At 57.1% G+C, this 17,702-nt stretch carries 13 protein-coding genes; 7 read left to right on the top strand and 6 right to left on the bottom strand.

Features of this window, described 5'->3' with window-relative positions; genetic code table 11:
* The first annotated feature begins 173 nt into the window (after nucleotides 1–173).
* Both CENDO_RS01245 and CENDO_RS01240 read left to right on the top strand, forming a co-directional pair.
* Nucleotides 174–1,382 (top strand): acyl-CoA dehydrogenase family protein, encoded by a 1,209-nt coding sequence (locus CENDO_RS01245; protein ID WP_136140413.1) that lies wholly within the window; start codon nucleotides 174–176, stop codon nucleotides 1,380–1,382.
* Between the two features lie 35 nt (nucleotides 1,383–1,417).
* Nucleotides 1,418–2,191, top strand: coding sequence for an SDR family NAD(P)-dependent oxidoreductase (locus CENDO_RS01240; protein WP_136140412.1), 774 nt, complete (start codon nucleotides 1,418–1,420; stop codon nucleotides 2,189–2,191).
* A 50-nt stretch (nucleotides 2,192–2,241) separates the two neighbouring features.
* On the opposite strand, the gene CENDO_RS01235 is transcribed toward CENDO_RS01240, so the two are convergent.
* Together CENDO_RS01235 and CENDO_RS01230 are read right to left on the bottom strand one after the other, a co-directional pair.
* Nucleotides 2,242–3,405: an acetoin utilization protein AcuC gene (locus CENDO_RS01235; RefSeq protein WP_136140411.1), complete on the bottom strand. Its 1,164-nt coding sequence runs from the start codon at nucleotides 3,403–3,405 to the stop codon at nucleotides 2,242–2,244.
* An 8-nt stretch (nucleotides 3,406–3,413) separates the two neighbouring features.
* The gene (locus tag CENDO_RS01230; protein WP_136140410.1) at nucleotides 3,414–6,053 is read right to left on the bottom strand and encodes a GNAT family N-acetyltransferase; all 2,640 of its coding nucleotides are present in this window, start codon (nucleotides 6,051–6,053) and stop codon (nucleotides 3,414–3,416) included.
* Between the two features lie 332 nt (nucleotides 6,054–6,385).
* Between CENDO_RS01230 and CENDO_RS01225 the strand changes: the two genes are divergently transcribed.
* The gene (locus CENDO_RS01225; protein ID WP_136142087.1) at nucleotides 6,386–7,903 is read left to right on the top strand and encodes a CoA-acylating methylmalonate-semialdehyde dehydrogenase; all 1,518 of its coding nucleotides are present in this window, start codon (nucleotides 6,386–6,388) and stop codon (nucleotides 7,901–7,903) included.
* A gap of 23 nt (nucleotides 7,904–7,926) precedes the next feature.
* Nucleotides 7,927–8,811 carry a 3-hydroxyisobutyrate dehydrogenase gene (mmsB, locus tag CENDO_RS01220; RefSeq protein ID WP_136140409.1) on the top strand — a complete coding sequence of 295 codons (885 nt, stop codon included), beginning with the start codon at nucleotides 7,927–7,929 and terminating at the stop codon, nucleotides 8,809–8,811.
* Nucleotides 8,812–8,854: 43 nt separating this feature from the next.
* Here the strand turns inward: mmsB and CENDO_RS01215 are convergent, their stop codons facing one another.
* Entirely contained in the window at nucleotides 8,855–9,448 is a 594-nt protein-coding gene (locus tag CENDO_RS01215; RefSeq protein ID WP_246014327.1) for a TetR/AcrR family transcriptional regulator, read from the bottom strand.
* 102 nt (nucleotides 9,449–9,550) lie between these two features.
* Here CENDO_RS01215 and CENDO_RS01210 point away from each other — a divergent pair, with 102 nt between their 5' ends.
* Together CENDO_RS01210 and CENDO_RS01205 are read left to right on the top strand one after the other, a co-directional pair.
* Nucleotides 9,551–11,053: a GntP family permease gene (locus tag CENDO_RS01210; RefSeq protein WP_136140408.1), complete on the top strand. Its 1,503-nt coding sequence runs from the start codon at nucleotides 9,551–9,553 to the stop codon at nucleotides 11,051–11,053.
* Nucleotides 11,054–11,152: 99 nt separating this feature from the next.
* Complete coding sequence (locus CENDO_RS01205) at nucleotides 11,153–12,364, top strand: DUF418 domain-containing protein (protein WP_246014325.1); 1,212 nt, start codon at nucleotides 11,153–11,155, stop codon at nucleotides 12,362–12,364.
* On the opposite strand, the gene CENDO_RS01200 is transcribed toward CENDO_RS01205, so the two are convergent.
* Together CENDO_RS01200 and topA are read right to left on the bottom strand one after the other, a co-directional pair.
* Complete coding sequence (locus CENDO_RS01200; protein ID WP_136140407.1) at nucleotides 12,335–13,054, bottom strand: hypothetical protein; 720 nt, start codon at nucleotides 13,052–13,054, stop codon at nucleotides 12,335–12,337. The genes CENDO_RS01205 and CENDO_RS01200 overlap by 30 nt on opposite strands.
* A gap of 27 nt (nucleotides 13,055–13,081) precedes the next feature.
* Entirely contained in the window at nucleotides 13,082–16,081 is a 3,000-nt protein-coding gene (topA, locus tag CENDO_RS01195; RefSeq protein ID WP_136140406.1) for a type I DNA topoisomerase, read from the bottom strand.
* A 437-nt stretch (nucleotides 16,082–16,518) separates the two neighbouring features.
* Here topA and CENDO_RS01190 point away from each other — a divergent pair, with 437 nt between their 5' ends.
* Nucleotides 16,519–17,148, top strand: coding sequence for a DedA family protein (locus CENDO_RS01190; RefSeq protein ID WP_136140405.1), 630 nt, complete (start codon nucleotides 16,519–16,521; stop codon nucleotides 17,146–17,148).
* A gap of 166 nt (nucleotides 17,149–17,314) precedes the next feature.
* On the opposite strand, the gene cspE is transcribed toward CENDO_RS01190, so the two are convergent.
* A complete protein-coding gene (gene cspE / locus CENDO_RS01185; RefSeq protein ID WP_136140404.1) occupies nucleotides 17,315–17,518 on the bottom strand; it encodes a transcription antiterminator/RNA stability regulator CspE in 204 nt (67 codons plus the stop codon).
* Between the last annotated feature and the right edge of the window lie 184 nt (nucleotides 17,519–17,702).

Below are 17,702 nucleotides of genomic sequence, written 5' to 3'. Positions count from 1 at the left end.
ACTCCCACTTTCCCTCCAGACTCCCTACCGAACCGTCAAGATTGCAAAAATTACCCGGCCCTAGTGACATAGGCCACTAAGTACTGTACGGTATAACTCAAAAATGTACACCTAAACTCTTCGGCGCTCCGGAAACGAGAATGTGCTGAACCCTAGAAGTCAGGAGTTAACCAATGCCGCCGCAATTGCCAAAGAATCACGAGAAGATCCAAATCCTCGCTAACGTTAAGTATCCCCAAGCAGATATATTGTCCGTAGCTGACCAGCTCAATGACGATGAGCGAAAAAAGCTCCAGCAAATCCACGAATTCCTACAGACTGAAATACGTCCGGTGGTAGGCCCGTACTGGGACAGGGAGGAATTGCCATTTGATCTTCTTCCCAAACTCGCGGAACACGGGTTAGGAGCCATCGAACTTTCTGGCACCTCTAGGTTGTTTCGCGGCTTAGTTTATGCGGAGGTGACTCGCGCGGATGTTTCCCTGTCCGCGTTTGTAGGGATCCACAACGAACTCATCGTTGCCCTCATCGCTGCTCTGGGATCAGAGGAACAAAAGGAAAAATGGCTAGAAGGGCTTACCAAATTCGAACGGGTAGGTTGCTTTGCCCTTACCGAGCCCAATCACGGTTCAGATATCGCTGGCGGCCTGGCGACGACCGCGGAAAAGACAAACGATGGCTGGGTCATCAATGGCGAAAAACGCTGGATCGGTGGAGGTACCTTCGCGGACTTCTCCATTTGCTTCGCTCGTGATCTAGCAGATGGCGAGATCAAGGGTTTCCTCATCGAGCACAGCTTGGAAGGCGTTTCCGCCACCAAGATTTCGGGCAAATCCGGCCTGAGGATCATGCAGAATGCAAACATTATCTACGACAATGTCAAGGTTCCAGATTCAGCGCTTATCCCCGGCGCGAAGTCATTCCGCAACACCAATGACTTCCTGTGCTCCTCCCGAGCCTGGGTAGCATGGCAAGGCGCTGGACTGGGGCTTGCCATTTTCGATGTGGCTCGCGAGTACGCCATTACCCGTGAGCAATTTGGACGCCCTATCGCCAAGTTCCAGCTCATTCAGGAAAAGCTCGCTCGCATCCTTGGCAATACCACAGCCTCCCTCAGCATGATGGCGAGCATTGCCCGTCTCCAGGAATCGGGGCAACTGGAAATGCCGCACGCAGCAATGGCCAAATCAACGACAACGCGCCTGACGCGCGAGTCTGCTGCTCTAGCCCGCGAAATCGGGGGCGGAAACGGTATTCTCACGGAATTCGAGCTGTCCAAACTATTCAATGACGCTGAAATCCTTTATACCTACGAAGGAACCTACGAGGTCAACTCGCTAATTGTAGGAAGGGCCATCACCGGAGTATCCGCATTCGTCTAATCGCAATTCCTTGGTACGAAGAAGAAAGACATCTCATGAAGCTTGATAACTCTATTTCTGCTGTAGTCACGGGCGGCGCGTCCGGTTTGGGCGCGGCGACCGCCGAAGCACTCCACAACGCAGGCGTCCATGTCATAGCCTTCGATCTCAAAAAATCTATCGACAAAGCCCAGGAAATCGGCTCCGCTATCGATGGCGTGACCTATCTCGACGTAGACGTGACAGACTATGACGCCGTTACGGAAGGCATAGAGGCTGCGGTTTCAATCGCCCCACTCCGCCTCGCTGTCAATTGCGCGGGCATCTGCCCTTCCCAACGCATTCTTTCCCGCAAGGGCACTCACGATCCCCAACTCTTCGCTACGACAATCAACGTTAACTTGATGGGCACGTTCCACGTCATGACTGCCGCAGCCGCTGCCATTGCTGCAAATGAGCCAATAGATGAAGATGGGCAGCGCGGCGTCATAATTAACACGGCATCCGTAGCAGCATTCGAAGGACAGGTAGGGCAAGCCGCTTACGCCGCTTCCAAGGGTGCAGTTCAAGCACTCTCTATTACCGCGGCCCGTGACCTTGCTTCTAACGGTATTCGCGTCAACACAATCGCTCCAGGCGTTGTACTAACACCGATGATGGAGCAAATTACCCCTGAGTTCCGAGAGAAACTCGAGGAACTGGTTCAGTTCCCCTCCCGCATGGCAAAGCCGGAAGAGTTTGCAAAGCTCGTCACGCAAATAGCTGACAATAATTACCTTAATGGTGAAACAATTCGCCTGGATGGTGCGCTGCGTATGCCGCCACGCTAACCGCCACCATTAAGCCCCAGTTCGCAAGTTGAACTGGGGCTTAATTGGTTTTATCCGTACGGCCGCAATCCCCAATAAGGAAAGACATACCCCGAGGTCTGAACCAAAGCTGGGTGCGGGCAGTGGGTGACAATTCGATGCGGATCAAAGTTGTCTATTAACGCAGAAACTCCCGCATCTCCTAAGGTTCTGGAAACACCCGAACCGAACTTGGACTCCCAATAATCCGGCATCTTCGCAGAGAGATTCAACTCGACATCGGCAACCGCTGCAAGAACCTGTGTCCAGGCTCTAGCAACGGAGTCCATGCGATAACCACCCCCGCCTACCGCTACCCATTTGCCGTCGGCAAAAGACTCAGCCCACTCCCTCATGGAGTGATATGCACGCGCCATCGCATTGATTGAGATCTGGAGATCCGCCAACGGGTCATCGCGATGGGGGTCAGCCCCGTGTTGACTGATGACGAATTGCGGTCGAAATTTTTTCAACAATGGCGGGATAATCGCGTGAATAGTTTGCAGCCACTCATCATCGGAGGCGTCCTTTGGTAATGCCACATTGACCGCCGTTCCCGCAGCATTAGGGCCGCCGATGTCCTTGGCAAACCCAGTGTTAGGAAAGAGATAGAGCCCCGATTCATGGATGGAAATAGTCAGAACTCGGGGATCATTCCAGAAAATAGATTCCACGCCATCGCCGTGGTGAGCGTCGAAATCGACGTAAGCCACGCGCTCTAGCCCATGGTCAAGTAACCACTGAATCGCAATCGCAGCATCGTTGTACAAGCAGAAACCCGACATGGAGCTCGCAAAGGCGTGGTGGAGACCACCCGAGAGATTCACGGCCCGCGGAGCCACGCCCTCGAATACGGCTTTGACAGCATCGAGCGTTCCAGCCGCAATTCTTGACGCCGCCTCCGGAAGCTGTGGATTGAGGGGATTGTCATCGGTGCCGATACCGTACTTCGGATTGGGCGCTCCGCTGCGAGTGGCATCGATGTAATCCTGAGAGTGCACCAACCGAAGGGTCGCGTCATCCAGTGGATGAGGATATGAAACGTCAAACTGACCAAGTAATCCGAAATGGCTGGCAACGTCCACGGCCACTTTAGCCCGGTCCGCCACCCAAGGATGGTCATCACCAAATGAATAGGAATACATTTCCTCCGTGATAACCAGCAGTGGCCGAGGCTCAACCCCTAAAGTCGTCATGACGCGCCCTAACTTATCTTCCTAGCTAACGGATCACGTACGTCCTTCAATGGCGCGACTCGCATCCTGGCACCAACCACTGGGGTGCTCTCCACCGCGGCAATAACCGGTGTCAATTCAATGTCCACCACGGACGCGATGTCATCGTTAAGCGCGCTGACCGCCATTATCACGTCTTCCAGGGTGTCCATCCTCGATGACTTGGTGCCCTTATACCCACCCAGCAACGGTGCAGCCTTGAGCGACTCCAACATGGATCGTGCATCGCGACGCCGCATCGGAGGGACGCGCCACGACAGATCCTCCAACAGGTCAGATGCGATTCCCGTCATACCTACAGAAACGATGGGCCCTAGTACAGGATCTTCGAATGCCTTGATAGCTAAGGAAGCACCTGCAGAAACGTTGGTCTGGACTACCGGTTCCAACACTCTTGGATCCCCTTGGGCATCAAGCCCAAGTTCCTTGGCCATCAGGCTAATGGTTTTCCATGCTTCAGCCATGGAGTCCCTGTCTTTGATGTGGCGAACTACCGTCGGCAGCTCATTTCGTCCTCGAACCACAGGGCTCACACACTTCAGGACTACGTCCCAGCCTTGTTCAATGGCAGCTTCAATCGCTTCTTCATAGCTGTTCACCGCCTTCCAAGGGACTATGTCTACGCCGTAGGCAGACAATATGGCTGCGCATTCTTCATCAGTTGCCCATCGACCTTCCGGAGCATCACGCAGAATGTCCTCGACGATGGCGCGGGCAGTTTGTTTATCACCTTTAGCTATCTCATCTTCTTCGAGCGGTTTAGCCTCCTCACGCTTGATTTCAGTCGCGTGGATCAGACTCAGAGCCTCTAAAGCATCAGCGTAGGTGTGAAACAGCGGAAGCTGTCCCTTCTCCTCGCTATCCGTCGTTGGAAATGACGGGCGATCGAAACCTGTGTAACTGGCCACCAACGGCACATCGGTTGTCGTTGAGGCAATGCTTTCTAACCGCTGATGCACTGGGGCTAGCACGGATGAATCGACGTCCACCACCGTCACCAAGACGGCATCCACAGTGGGGTCTTCCAATACGGTTTCCACGGCTTTGGGGATTCCCACAACCGGGTAGTCGATAACGAGTTCCTGCAGTTGTGGAACAAGACCAAACCTCTCAGCTGATTGCGCCATTTGCTGGACTAGTCCCAAAGAGTTCGAGATAACGGCCACACGGTTTCCCTTTGGTAAGGGCTGCCGAGCGAGGAGTCGCGCAACGTTGTACATAGTCTCGCGACGAGTGACGACCATCGACCCCGTCTGCCGAATTACTTCATCTAGAGCTTCCGGCGTAGCTGCAGTAAGCCCTTCGATGTCATAGTGCCGCGCTGACTTCAGTGCGCGAGACGGCAAGAAAACCACCACATGCTTTTGTAAAGCCAGACGGTGTAGTACTCGGAAAAACTTGCGCGGATTACCAATGTAATCCAGCGACAACAGGCAGATATCGGTGCGTTCGTCATCGGACCAGTACTGGATGACATCATTGCCAGTGACATCGGCGTAAGAACCAGACGCAATAAAAGATGAAAGCCCAGTGCCATTCTCAACAGCCGAAGAAAGCATTACCGTAGCGACACCCGCGGACTGAGTAAACAAACCAACCCTGCCATGCCTTGGCATCGGCGCAGGTGATGCGTTTAACTGCACGCTGGGATACGTATTAATAATCCCAAGAGCTGCCGGACCGAGAGCACGAATCCCATGATCACGAGCTTTCGCTACGATCTCCATCGAGCGTTCCCGGCTGAGACCGTGGTTTTGCGAACCCGCAACTGCCACGATGCCAGCCACGTTCTTGCGTGCTGCTGCGTCGAGCACACTATCAAATTGGTCATCGATGCGCCCGAGCAACAACAGATCAACGTCTTCATCAATGTTGGCGATGGCATCCGCCATGTACGAATCCGCACTCTCGGTAGTAAGGATGTGGAGATTTCCCCGGAACTTTCCCGCCACTAACGATGGAATGATCGTCCGCACGTTTTCGATGGACCCCAATACCGCGACTGACTTAGGGTTCAAGAGCCGTCTGATGGAATTAGCCTCCGAGCGAAGTTCCCGACGCTCTAAAACTTCGCGGGAAACCTCGTGCGCTGCGATCGTGAAATCGACTGTAATGTAACCATCTTCAAGCTCCGGTTTTACTCTGTACCCCGCAGCTATAAAGACTTTCACCATATGGCGATTCTGGGTAAGCATTTCAGCGAAGAAACGTTCAATCTTCCCCTCGCGACCGATCTCCGCGAGATGCTCTAGCAAAATTGGGCCGATTCCCTTTCCATGGTGAGAATCCTGCACCAGGAAGGAAACATCCCCCACGCGAGCCGGCAAGAGCTGCTCCACGATTTTATAGCTCGCGACAGCAACGATATGGTCACGCTCCTCTATAACAAGCGTGACTTTGTCATACCCATCGGTGTCCAGCCAGTCATCGAGATCTTGATCCGTCAAAGTGGGATGCGTTGAAAAGAACCTCAAATATTTGGATTTATCAGAAAGCTTTCCCCAGAACTGCCTCAGTTTTTGCCGATCGTCGTCACGTACTGGGCGCAAGGTAGCGATATCGCCTTCGTTGAGAATGACATCTGCTTCCCAATTCAATTGGACCGTCATGTAGCTCCCTTGTAGTTAAAGTTCCAGGTTCTCATCTCTATTTCTTCTAATTGCTAGCCACTTTACCCAGCTCATGCGGCTAAAAATAGGCGATTTTCAACGGTGAATAGCGTTCACCCCATTGGTTTCTCCATCTCATTGAAACTGCACTGGCTATCAAGGCATACCAATGCGACCGCGGGGGTAAATAGTGATTGCAGTCACGATAGCAGTGAAAATGTGTTGCACATCTCATAGAGTGCACCGTACGGACAATTGCTGAGCTTTATCCGAGCAAGCAATGGCATGACGGTCACAAAAATGAAACTTGACAGCTCAGGAAGGAAACCATGATGAACACTATCCTCCACTACGTTGACGGCAAACCCTACGAAGGCACCAGTGGGAATACCCAGCCTGTACTCAACCCATCGCTGGGTAAAGCTCAGGCGGATGTAGTTCTAGCTAACAAAGCCGATGTCGATTACGTGATTGCTTCTGCGCAGAAGGCACAGAAGGGCTGGGCCGCGCAGAACCCGCAAAAGCGTATTCGCGTCATCATGAAGTGGATTCAGCTCATCCACGCCAACATGGATGAGCTGGCCCGCCAGCTTTCACTCGAGCATGGTAAGACCTTCCCAGATGCCAAAGGTGATATCCTCCGCGGCGTTGACGTGCTGGAATTCGCACTTGGCGCGCCTCATCAGTTGAAGGGTGAGTATTCTCCAGAGGTCGGTACTGGCATTGATACCTACTCGCTGCGCCAGCCGCTGGGTGTAGTAGCAGGCATTACTCCATTTAACTTCCCAGCGATGATCCCCCTATGGAAGGCCGGGCCTGCACTGGCAGCGGGTAACACGTTCGTCCTAAAACCGTCCGAGCGCGATCCATCCGTCCCTAACCGCCTAGCCGAGTTGTTCATCGAAGCAGGTGGCCCAGCCGGCGTTCTCAATGTCGTTCATGGCGGCAAGGACGCAGTAGACGCAATCTTGGACTCCGAGGTTATTAAGGCCGTTGGTTTCGTGGGCTCCACCCCGATTGCGAAATACATCTACGAGCGCTGTGCGGCCACCGGCAAGCGCTCCCAATGCTTCGGCGGCGCAAAGAATCATGCAATCGTCCTGCCTGATGCCGATATCGAAGCCACCGCAGACACCCTGGTAGGCGCCGCGTTCGGTTCCGCCGGTGAACGATGCATGGCGCTATCCGTAGTGGTTCCAGTCGGCAAGGACACTGCAGACAAGCTCCGCGATGCTCTCCAGAAGCGCATCCCTGATCTCAAGGTTGGGCACTCGCTGGATCCCGAAGCCGATTACGGCCCACTCGTCACGGCAGAAGCTCGTGACCGCGTGGTACGCCTAGTCGGCGAGGGCGTCGAAGCCGGAGCCGATTTGATTAATGATGGCCGTGAACTGGATCTTAGCGGCATTGAGCACGAAGGCGAGTCGATTGAAGACGGTTTCTACACGGGCCCATCTTTCTTCGACAACGTCACCACCGATATGTCCATCTATACCGAAGAAATCTTTGGCCCAGTTCTGTGTATGGTTCGCGCGGAAACCCTCGAGGAGGCTATCAAGCTGCCAAACGATCATATCTATGGCAATGGCGTTGCAATCTTCACCCAATCCGGTGGCGCCGCTCGGGACTTCGTCCAGAATGTCCAGGTCGGCATGGTCGGCGTGAACGTTCCTATCCCTGTGCCAATCGCATATCACACCTTCGGTGGCTGGAAGGCTTCCGGATTTGGCGACCTGAATCAGCATGGGCCAGACTCCTTCCGCTTCTACACCAAGACAAAGACGGTCACCTCGCGTTGGCCGGAGGATGAAAATGCCGGCCCACAATTCACCATGCCGGTGATGGACTAACGAGCAAGGAAAGGATATTTAAAATGACTCGCATCGCATTCATCGGTTTGGGCAATATGGGTGGCCCAATGGCTGCTAATCTCGCAGCCGCCGGCCATGAGGTATCAGGCTTCGATGTTGTTGAAGAAGCTCGCAAAAAAGCTACCGCCAGGGGTGTCGACGCGGTGGACACGGTAACTGCGGCGGCCCAGGGCGCCGAGGTATTAATCACCATGCTTCCAAACGGTGGTTTGGTTAAACAGGTCATCACTCAAATCTTGGACGCCGACCCAACCCCCCGCTTGTTCATCGATTCCTCCACCATCTCAGTGGCGGAGGCACGTGAGGTTGGTGAGTTACTGGAATCAAATGGTTCCCGATTCATCGATGCCCCGGTTTCAGGTGGCGTAGCGGGTTCAGAGGCCGGCACCCTAGCCTTCATGGTTGGTGGTTCTGAAGCGGCTTTCACCGAGGCTAAGCCTCTACTCGAAATAATGGGACGCACCGTGACCCACTGTGGTAGCGCTGGCAATGGCCAAGCTGTTAAGGCCTGCAATAATATGATTCTCGCAGTTCAGCAGATAGTACTTGCGGAGGCCATCGTATTAGGAGAGCGTCTTGGCCTCGATCACCAGGCCTTCTTTGATGTTGTTTCCAACGCGACCGGCAATTCATGGTCCTTATCCGTCAACGCCCCTGTGCCAGATGTTGTTCCAAGCTCCCCGGCGAATAATGGATTTAAGCCGGGCTTCGCATCGGCTCTGATGCTCAAAGACCTCAAGCTAGCGATGGCCTCAGCCGAGGAGACCGGAACTGATACCGTGCTGGGCCGCATCGCCGCTGAGCAGTACGCCAAATTCGTAGAGGATGGCCACGCGGAACTTGATTTCTCCGCGATCATCAACGAAGTCCGAGCCAAGGAGAATTAAAACTCGCTTCGTAGTCCGCCCTCACATTTTGAGAGCGGACTTTCTATCTCGATTCACCATCAATCAGTTCTTGCAACAGCTGCGAATAATGGTCCTCCAAAACTTGAGCACTGAAGGCTTGGAATTCTGTGTCTCCAAAACGACGCATCAAACTAAGCCCAAGCAGGAGGCTCATTGCACTCTGGGCACGCAACTCTGGCGATGGTGTGGGATTAGGAGCCTCTTCCCTAATCCTGCTCGCTAAGACCTCCATCAAATCCGTTTTGATTCGCTTTCCAATCGCATTCAAGGATTCGGTCTTTCCATTGGCAACGGAAATCATTCGGGCCATGGAATAAGGCGCGTTGATGGGGGCCGTGAGTGTCTCTTTGATAGCAGTGCGCCCAAGCTCAGTAAATGGGCCCGCAAAAAGGGCCGCTGAAGAGACACTGAAATCAACGGTTTCCTCGAACAAACGGTCTTTGTTCTGGAAGTGCTTGACGATTAGCGCCACTGATACCCCTGCGTCTTCGGCGATGTCTTTTAATGACACATCCCCAAACGAGTTTTCACTGAAGAGTCGACGTGAGGTCGAAAGGATTTTCTCCCGTGTGCTCATAGGCGCCGATGGTTCACGTGCTGGGTCAATGCGGGTCATAGTGATCGATTTTATCTATACCCGAATTACGAGGGCCGTTTTCAGCTAATCCCCAGTGAAGCCCGACGTTTTTATTTTCAATGACTCTCCCGAAAGGAAGCCATGGTCCTAAGCTTTATCGGCGTAGTCCTGTCCCTCATCGCCCTTGTCGGTCTGGCCTACCGTGGGCATTCCGTCATCGTGGTAGCACCGATAGCCGTACTAATAGCCGTCCTGTTTTCTGGTGCTCCGCTTCTGGGAACCTACACGCAGATTTTTATGCCCGCATTAGGAGACTTCGTTACCTCCTACTTCCCGCTTTTCCTCTTCGGCGCTATTTTCGGATATCTCATGACGGCTACCGGCCTGGCCCGTTATCTTGCCCGAGGAATCACTGCACTGTTTGGACCGAAACGCGCGATGCTCTCAACCGTGATTGCCACAGCCCTACTCACCTACGGGGGTGTGTCCGCGTGGGTTGTGGCGTTTACCATCGTCCCCATCGCTACTGCGCTCTTCCGTGAATCCGAGTTACCAAGGCGCCTTATGCCAGCGGCCATTGCTCTGGGTACCATTACCTTCGCACTCGCGGCTTTGCCGGGTTCTCCTCAAATCCACAATGCCATCCCAACTTCGTACTTCGGAACAAACATTTATGCGGCACCGTGGTTCGGAATCATTTCGGCGTTACTGATGATGACCCTGGGCATGCTCTGGCTAAGCCATCGTGTTAAGCAGCTCCACCAAGCTGGGGAACGCTTTGAACCGATCACTAAGGACGGAAAAGTCATAGAAACACCAGCCGGGTTAGGAGATGGTGAGGAAGATCTTGAGATCGGTGGCGAGCATTTTCATGTCGACCGCTCCGATACGGATTCCTCGGCCCCTGCTTCATTGACCACGAGAGTGGATAGGAGCGTCAAGGTCCAAGGAATGCTGGGGTTACTTCCAATTCTTGTGGTCATTGTGGTCAACTTCGTCTTCGTCTATTTCCTCGCCGGGTGGTTAGACACCGGCTACCTCGCTGAGGAAGAGTTTGGCAGCACGGATATTGACTCTCTCGTGGGCGTGTGGTCCCCCACCGCCGCGCTTGCAACAGCCGTTGTAGTAATCGTGTTGATGTTTCCTCAGCGGGTGAAAAGATCCGTGGCTGATTTTTCCGAGGGCGCGAAGAACGCCGTTGTCCCCTGTATGACCACGGCGAGCGAGGTTGGATACGGTGCGGTAATTGCGTCTCTTGCCATCTTTGCGATAATCCGCGACAACATGTACCAGGTTAGTGACAATGCCTTGGTCGTCTCCGTTGTCTCGACCGCCGTAATTTCCGGCATTACCGGATCCTCGTCTGGCGGCTTGAGTATCACAATGCAGACGCTTGGTGGCGATCTTGCCGAATTAGCCCAATCCCAAGGAATTAGCATGGAACTGATGCACCGAGTGACGGCAATGGCATCGGTTTCCTTCGACTCCTTGCCCCACAATGGCGCGATCCTCACGATGCTGATTGTTTGCGGCATGACCCATAAGCTTTCGTACAAGGATATCGCCATGGTCACGGTGGCCATCCCGTTGGCGACGCTTGCCACGATGCTCGGTCTCAGTGCGGTTTTTACTGGATTATCCTAGGCCTCACTCCAACCAGCCTTTAACAGCCCCGCGCCGCACCGCCGGCGTTTCACGAGGTAGCCCGCGCACAAAAGGGCTGCCTGCGGTACTTTGAAGTGCATGACACAGGCACAGCAGAACCACCGCATGATTGTCCCGGACATCGCCCGTGGCTTGGCGTTGTTGGGCATCGCCCTGGCGAACGTCCCCACCGCATGGGCGCCGGCGAGCCCGGAGTTACGGGCCAGCAGCTTGGGCGGGGTGGTCCATGCCGCTGATGTTCCCACCGTCATGGTTACGGCCGTGACGGCGCATTCGCGCGGGTTACCGATGTTTTCCACGCTGCTGGGCTTCGGCGTTGGCTTGCTGGCCATGAGCCTGTGGCGCAAGGGCTATCCGCTTCCCGCCGCCCGGGGCCGCCTCATCCTCCGGTACGGGATCCTCGCCCTTTTTGGCATTATCCACGGAGTCCTGTTGTTCTTTGGTGACATAATGATGCTCTACGGCTTCGCTGGCATAGTGCTGGCTGTGCTGATGCCTATGAGGAATAAGGCGCTGATGACTACCGCGTGGGTGCTCCTGGGAATATGGCTGGCCCTGGGATTGCTGTCCACGATGATAGTGGCCTTCCTCGGGGCGGGGATGGACGTCTTTGCGGTTCCGGGGGCTGGAGCGTCTTACGGGGAGACGCTGGGGATTAATGCGAATTGGATGCTCTCTCAGTTAACAACCCTGCCCGTGTTTTTGCTGTCCTATTTGCCGGTGATGTTGATCGGTTTTGTGTGGGCCCGCCGGGGCGTGCTCGCCCATGTGGATAAGCACCGTCCCATGCTGTGGCGCTGGGTCATTACGGGCGCGGTGGTGGCCGCAGGCGTGGGCATTCCGTGGGGCCTAGCGGCCCTTGGGGTGCTGCCCGCCGGGTGGGAACCCGGCTTGGCTATGCTAAATTCCTTGCTCGGTGTGCTCACCGGCCCGGCAATCCTGGCGGGCCTGGCGCTGGCCTGTGAGGGGACACAAAGGAAGGTCGACGCCGGCGGTACTATGCCTCTACCGCTTCAGGTGGCCGCGGCGCTGGGTAAGCGGTCCATGAGCGGCTATATCCTGCAATCCATCGTGCTATTTATCTTGGTCCAGCCATACCTGTTGGGCTTGGGCGCGAACGCGGGCGCCACCATGCTGGGGCTTATGGCCGCCGGGGCGTGGGCGGCCATGCTCATTGCCGCCTGGGTGTGGGAAAAGATGGGCTGGCAGGGCCCATTCGAATGGGTCCACCGCCATCTTGCTTACGGCAGGACGGGCGCGTTACCGGCGCGCAAGCCCCTCGAACAGTAGGAAAGAACCCAGGTAATGGGCCGCCGCCTCGGCGGCACCCAGCCCGCGAAAGCCCCAAGTCCCGGGCGTGGTGAGTGCGCGGGCGAAGGTGGCCGCCTCGGACACCATGAGCAGGTTCGCGCCGTGGCTTAGACCCTGCGCCTGGACCGGGGCGTTGTTTTCGCGGAAGGAGGGGTCATCGGCCAGCGCCGCGTTGAGTGCGGCGCACGCGCCACCGATGAGCACCGCCGGAACGTGGGCCGGGCTCTTTGCGGCCGCGGCGAGGGTCCCGCCGAGTACCGCGGCCCCGCCTACCGCCGCCATCGTAGGAGTAGGGCGGGCGCCGGCATGCCATAGGGCGAAACCGTATCCGGCGTAGTGGCCGGATACTCCCGCCACGCCCAGCGCGGACGGCCTGGCAAGGCCGCGGGTTTTGACCCACTGGCCCACGCTGCCGGCCGCTAGCGCACCCGCAAGGTAGCCGGTGGAGCGGGTCTTGGGCAAGCGGGCCAGGCTCAGCGCCAACACTGGAGTAACGGCGCGGGATAATCCCTTGTCGGCACGGTCCCACTGGAATAGGCGCGACCAGGCCACGGACTCGCCCACCGCGAGGAACGCAAGGCGCTCCGGCTCGGCGCGCCTCAGCCCCGCTATCAGGGCCCGGGAACCTTGCTTGGTCCGCCTCGCAGCGGCGTTAACCAGGGATTTCATGGCCTTGCCCCTTTCCCGTTGTGGCTTTTACTTCCTTCTGGAACCGGCCTTGACCACATTCTTGGTCAAGGTGGTGGACTTCTTCGCCGACTTCTTGGCAGCCTTTTTGGAAGACTTTTTGGTGGACTTCTTCGCCGTTTTCTTGGTCGTTTTCTTAGTCGACTTCTTGGTCGACCTCTTGGCCGAGGAACCGCCGTCGGCCGCCTCCTTGGCGCGGCGTTCGGAGAGCAGCTCGTTGGCGCGGGCGTCGGTCAGCGTCTCCGGGGAATCACCCTTGCGCAGGGACGCGTTGGTGGTTCCATCCGTGACGTATGGGCCAAAGCGGCCGTCCTTCACGGACATTGGCTTGCCGGACACGTCATTATCACCCAGCTGCTTCAGCGGCGGCTGCGCAGCGGCGCGACCACGACGCTTCGGCTCGGCGTAAATGCGGCGGGCCTCGTCGAGGGTGATGCTAAAGATCTGATCCTCGTTCGCCAGGGAGCGGGAATCACTGCCCTTTTTCAGATAAGGACCGTAACGGCCGTTTTGGGCGGTGATGAGCTCGCCGTCGGACGGATCGGTGCCCACCTCGCGCGGCAGGGACAGCAACTTCAGTGCGTCCTCAAGCGTCACCGAGGACGGCTCCATGGAGCTAAACAGGGAGGCGGTCTTAGGTTTCAGCGTCTCATCGATGATCTCGGCGATGCGCTTTTCCTTCTGCTTCGCGGCGGTCTTGGTCTCCCAGTTCTTGGCGCGCTTGCCCTCCTCCGCGCGCTGCTTATCCTCAGCGGCGCGCTCCTCGGCGACTATCTCCTCTGCCTTGGCAGCGGCCTTTTCCTTCTCATCGTCGCCGAGCACCTCCGTGACGTACGGGCCAAAGCGGCCCTCCTTTGCCACGATCATGCGGCCGGAATCGGGGTTTTCACCCAGCTCGCGGCCGCCCTGAGGCGTGGCGAAGAGCTTCTCAGCCAGCTCCTCCCCCAGCTCATCCGGGGTGGTGGTCTCAGAAAGGTTAGCGCGCTGGTATTCCGGTTCACCCGTTTCGGAGGTACCAACCAAGCGCTCGATGTACGGCCCGTAGCGGCCCACGCGGACAAACACGTCACGGCCCTCGGAGTCCTCATACAGCTTTAAGGAATTGACCTGGCGCGCATCGATGGACTCGAGGTTGACGTCAATGAGGGACTTCAGGCCGCCGTGGCGGGCGATGGCGTTAGCGGTATCCCCATCGGCCTCGGCATCACCAAAGTAAAAAGCGTTGAGCCATTCCGTCCGGTCCTCGTTGCCGGCGGCGATTGCGTCCAGCTCATCCTCCATGGATGAGGTGAAATCAAAGTCCACGAGCTCGGCGAAGTTGTTCTCCAGCAGGCCGATCACCGCGAACGCCACCCAGGATGGGACCAGCGCGTTACCGCGGGACAGGACGTAACCTCGGTCCTGGATGGTCTTGATGATGGATGCGTAGGTGGAAGGACGCCCAATGCCCAGATCCTCCATCTTCTTCACCAGGGACGCCTCGGTGTAGCGGGCCGGCGGGTTGGTGGAGTGCCCGTCCGCCGTAACCTCGGTGGCGGTGAGCTGGTCGCCCTCCTCCAGGCGAGGCAGGCGGGCCTCGTCATCCTTGCCCTTGCCGGCGGACTTGTCAGTCTGGTCCTCATACGCCTTCAAGAAACCCGGGAAGGTGATGGTGCGTCCGGTGGCGGAGAACTCAACGTCCGTGCTGCCATCAGCGGTCACGGCCATGGCGCTTACCGTCACCTTCATGGACGTGCCCTTGGCGTCTTCCATCTGGGACGCTACGGTGCGCTTCCAAATCAGTTCGTAGAGCTTGTACTCCTCAGCATCCAACTGGCCGGCCAGCTGGCCCGGGGCGGCGAACTTCTCACCGGCCGGACGGATGGCCTCGTGGGCCTCCTGGGAGTTTTTCACCTTGCGGTCATAAACGCGTGGCGAAGAGGACACGTACTCGGAGCCAAACAGCGTGGTGGCCGCATTGCGCGCGGCGTTGAGCCCCTGCTGCGACAGGGAGGTGCTATCCGTACGCATGTAGGTGATGTGGCCGTTTTCGTACAGGCGCTGGGCGATACGCATGGTGCGCTCCGAGGTAAAGTGCAGGCGGCGGCCCGCTTCTTGCTGGAGCGTGGACGTCATGAACGGCGCATAGGGCTTGCGGGTATACGGCTTATGCTCAACGCCCACGACGTTCATGCGGCTGCCCTGCAGCCCCTCAGCCAGAGCCTTGGCCTGCGCCTCGCTGACAACGGTAACCTCATCGGACTTAAGCTGACCGCGGTCATCAAAATCGCGGCCCTGGGCCACGCGCTTGGAATCAACGCTGCTCAAACGCGCGCTGAAGGTGCGCGGATTGGCGGAATCGGCGCCGCTATTTCCGGTATCGAGGTTGGCGGTCAGATCCCAATATTCGGCGGGGATAAACGCCATGCGCTCGCGCTCACGCTCAACGATCACGCGGGTGGCAACGGACTGAACGCGGCCCGCGGATAGGCGCGGCATGACCTTCTTCCACAGCACCGGGGATACCTCATAGCCGTAGAGACGGTCCAGGATGCGCCGGGTTTCCTGCGCGTCGATCAGGTTCTCGTCCAGCTCACGGGTGTTTTCCGCGGCTTCTAGGATGGCGGACTTGGTGATCTCGTTGAACACCATGCGGCGCACCGGAACCTTGGGCTTGAGCACCTCGAGCAAGTGCCACGCAATAGCCTCACCCTCGCGGTCCGGGTCTGTTGCCAGATATAGTTGGTCGCACTGCTTCAGCTTGGCTTTTAGGTCCGCGACCTTTTTCTTTTTGTCCGCGGACACCACGTAGAGCGGGGTGAAGTTATCCTCAGGGTTTACACCGAGGCGGGCCCAGGATTCCTTCTTGAACTTGGCGGGCACGTCCGCGGCACCGCGGGGAAGATCGCGAATATGGCCCACCGAGGCCTCCACAATGTAATCATCCCCGAGGTAAGGCTGAATCTTTTTTGCCTTAGTAGCGGACTCCACAATCACAAGAGTCTTGCCCTGACCGCTATCTGCTGCCACGCCTGCCACATCCTTAATGACTGAAACTTCTAGATAGTTTTCTCCTCGCATGATAAACCTTTGCGAGGCAATTGCCCCTAGAGTACACATTCTTAACTCACAGTATTTAATGGGGCTATTGCGAGCCCCCTAATGCGGCACCCGGCGCGGCCATGTCCGCCCCGCGGTTAGCTGCCGGGATTACGGCTCGCCGCGGCCTGCGGGAAACCCCGCGATAAGGCCCCAATGGGCGCCTCGGCACGCAGCGCGGTTGCCCGGCGGCTGTGGAATCAATAAGCGTTGGTTGCTCGTGGTGCATTTGGGGCTTTAGCGGGGCTAAGATTGGGTGACTGACATGCCCTTGGGGCGGCCACGTCCCCCGCGGGCGGCCCACCAGGTTGCTGCCACCACCCAGGGCTTAAGAACAACCCAGGGCTTAAGAACAAAGGAGATGACGCGTGACTGATGTGTTAACCACGGCCATTGAGTCCGTCATGGGCACGCTGTGGATTTACCCCATCGCCGCTTTTTTCATCTTCTTTGATTGCCTGGCTCCTGTGATGCCATCAGAGGTCATCTTGAACCTCACCGGCGCCTGGTCCGCGGCTCGCGGGGCGCCGGATCTGTACGCCATCTTCGGTGTAGCCGTGATGGCCGCCGTGGCCGGCGACAACGTGTGCTACCTGTTGGGCACGCGCCTGATGCCGTTTATCCGCAGGGTGCCGCCGAATTCCAAGGCCGCCGATGGGCTATCGTGGGTGCGCCGCAATATGCGCCGCGGCGCCGGCGCCGCCATCCTGGTGGCCCGCTTTATCCCCTCAGCCAGGTTCTTCATGACCATTTTGCTGGGGTCCATGCGCTACCCGTGGCCGCTGTTTTTCTTCTTTGACACGCTCGGCGTCATCTTGTGGGCCATCCAGGGCCTGGCCATTGGCTATGCCGGCGGTGCGCTGCTATCCGAATACCCAATCCTGGCGCTTGGATTGTCCATCGCCATGGCGCTCGTCGTGGGGTGGGTTGTGCAGAAGCTGCAGCTGTGGATTACTGACCGTTTGGACACCCGGCGCGGCTATGCGGAGACTCCGTAGGCCCGCACTCCCCGTAGGCCCGGTAGCTCGCCCGGGCACTCCGGACACACTTTCCCCCTTAGCCGCTACTTAACCCACGCCTTCTGCATCTCAAACCGAAAGCCACCCGCGCCGAAGCGCTGGGTGGCTTTGAAAGTCTTTCAGCGGTGTGCCGCTCTAGTTTGGATTAAACGGCGGTAACGTTTTGAGCCTGAGGGCCCTTGGTGCCCTCACCAATCTCAAACTCAACCTTCTGGTTCTCTTCGAGGGTGCGGAAGCCATTGCCCTGAATCTCAGAGTAATGAACGAATACGTCCGCAGAGCCGTCCTCTGGGGCGATGAAGCCAAAGCCCTTTTCAGCGTTAAACCACTTAACGGTTCCCTGTGCCATGTGTATGTTTCCTTCCAATTGGGGGATGAGCGGCGCCCGCACTGTGCCTGCGCCGGACCGCCAGTTAAAACTCCCGGATCCCCCGGGTGCATTGATAAATCTTTCGCGAGCACCGTAGAACTACACTGCAACAAAAAACCCGTGGCGGTCCCCGCCAGTCTGGCACGTTTATAGTGATAGCGAT

The sequence above is a fragment of the Corynebacterium endometrii genome (assembly GCF_004795735.1).
In the GTDB taxonomy this organism is placed as follows: domain Bacteria; phylum Actinomycetota; class Actinomycetes; order Mycobacteriales; family Mycobacteriaceae; genus Corynebacterium; species Corynebacterium endometrii.
This window is presented reverse-complemented; position numbering and strand designations above follow the sequence as displayed.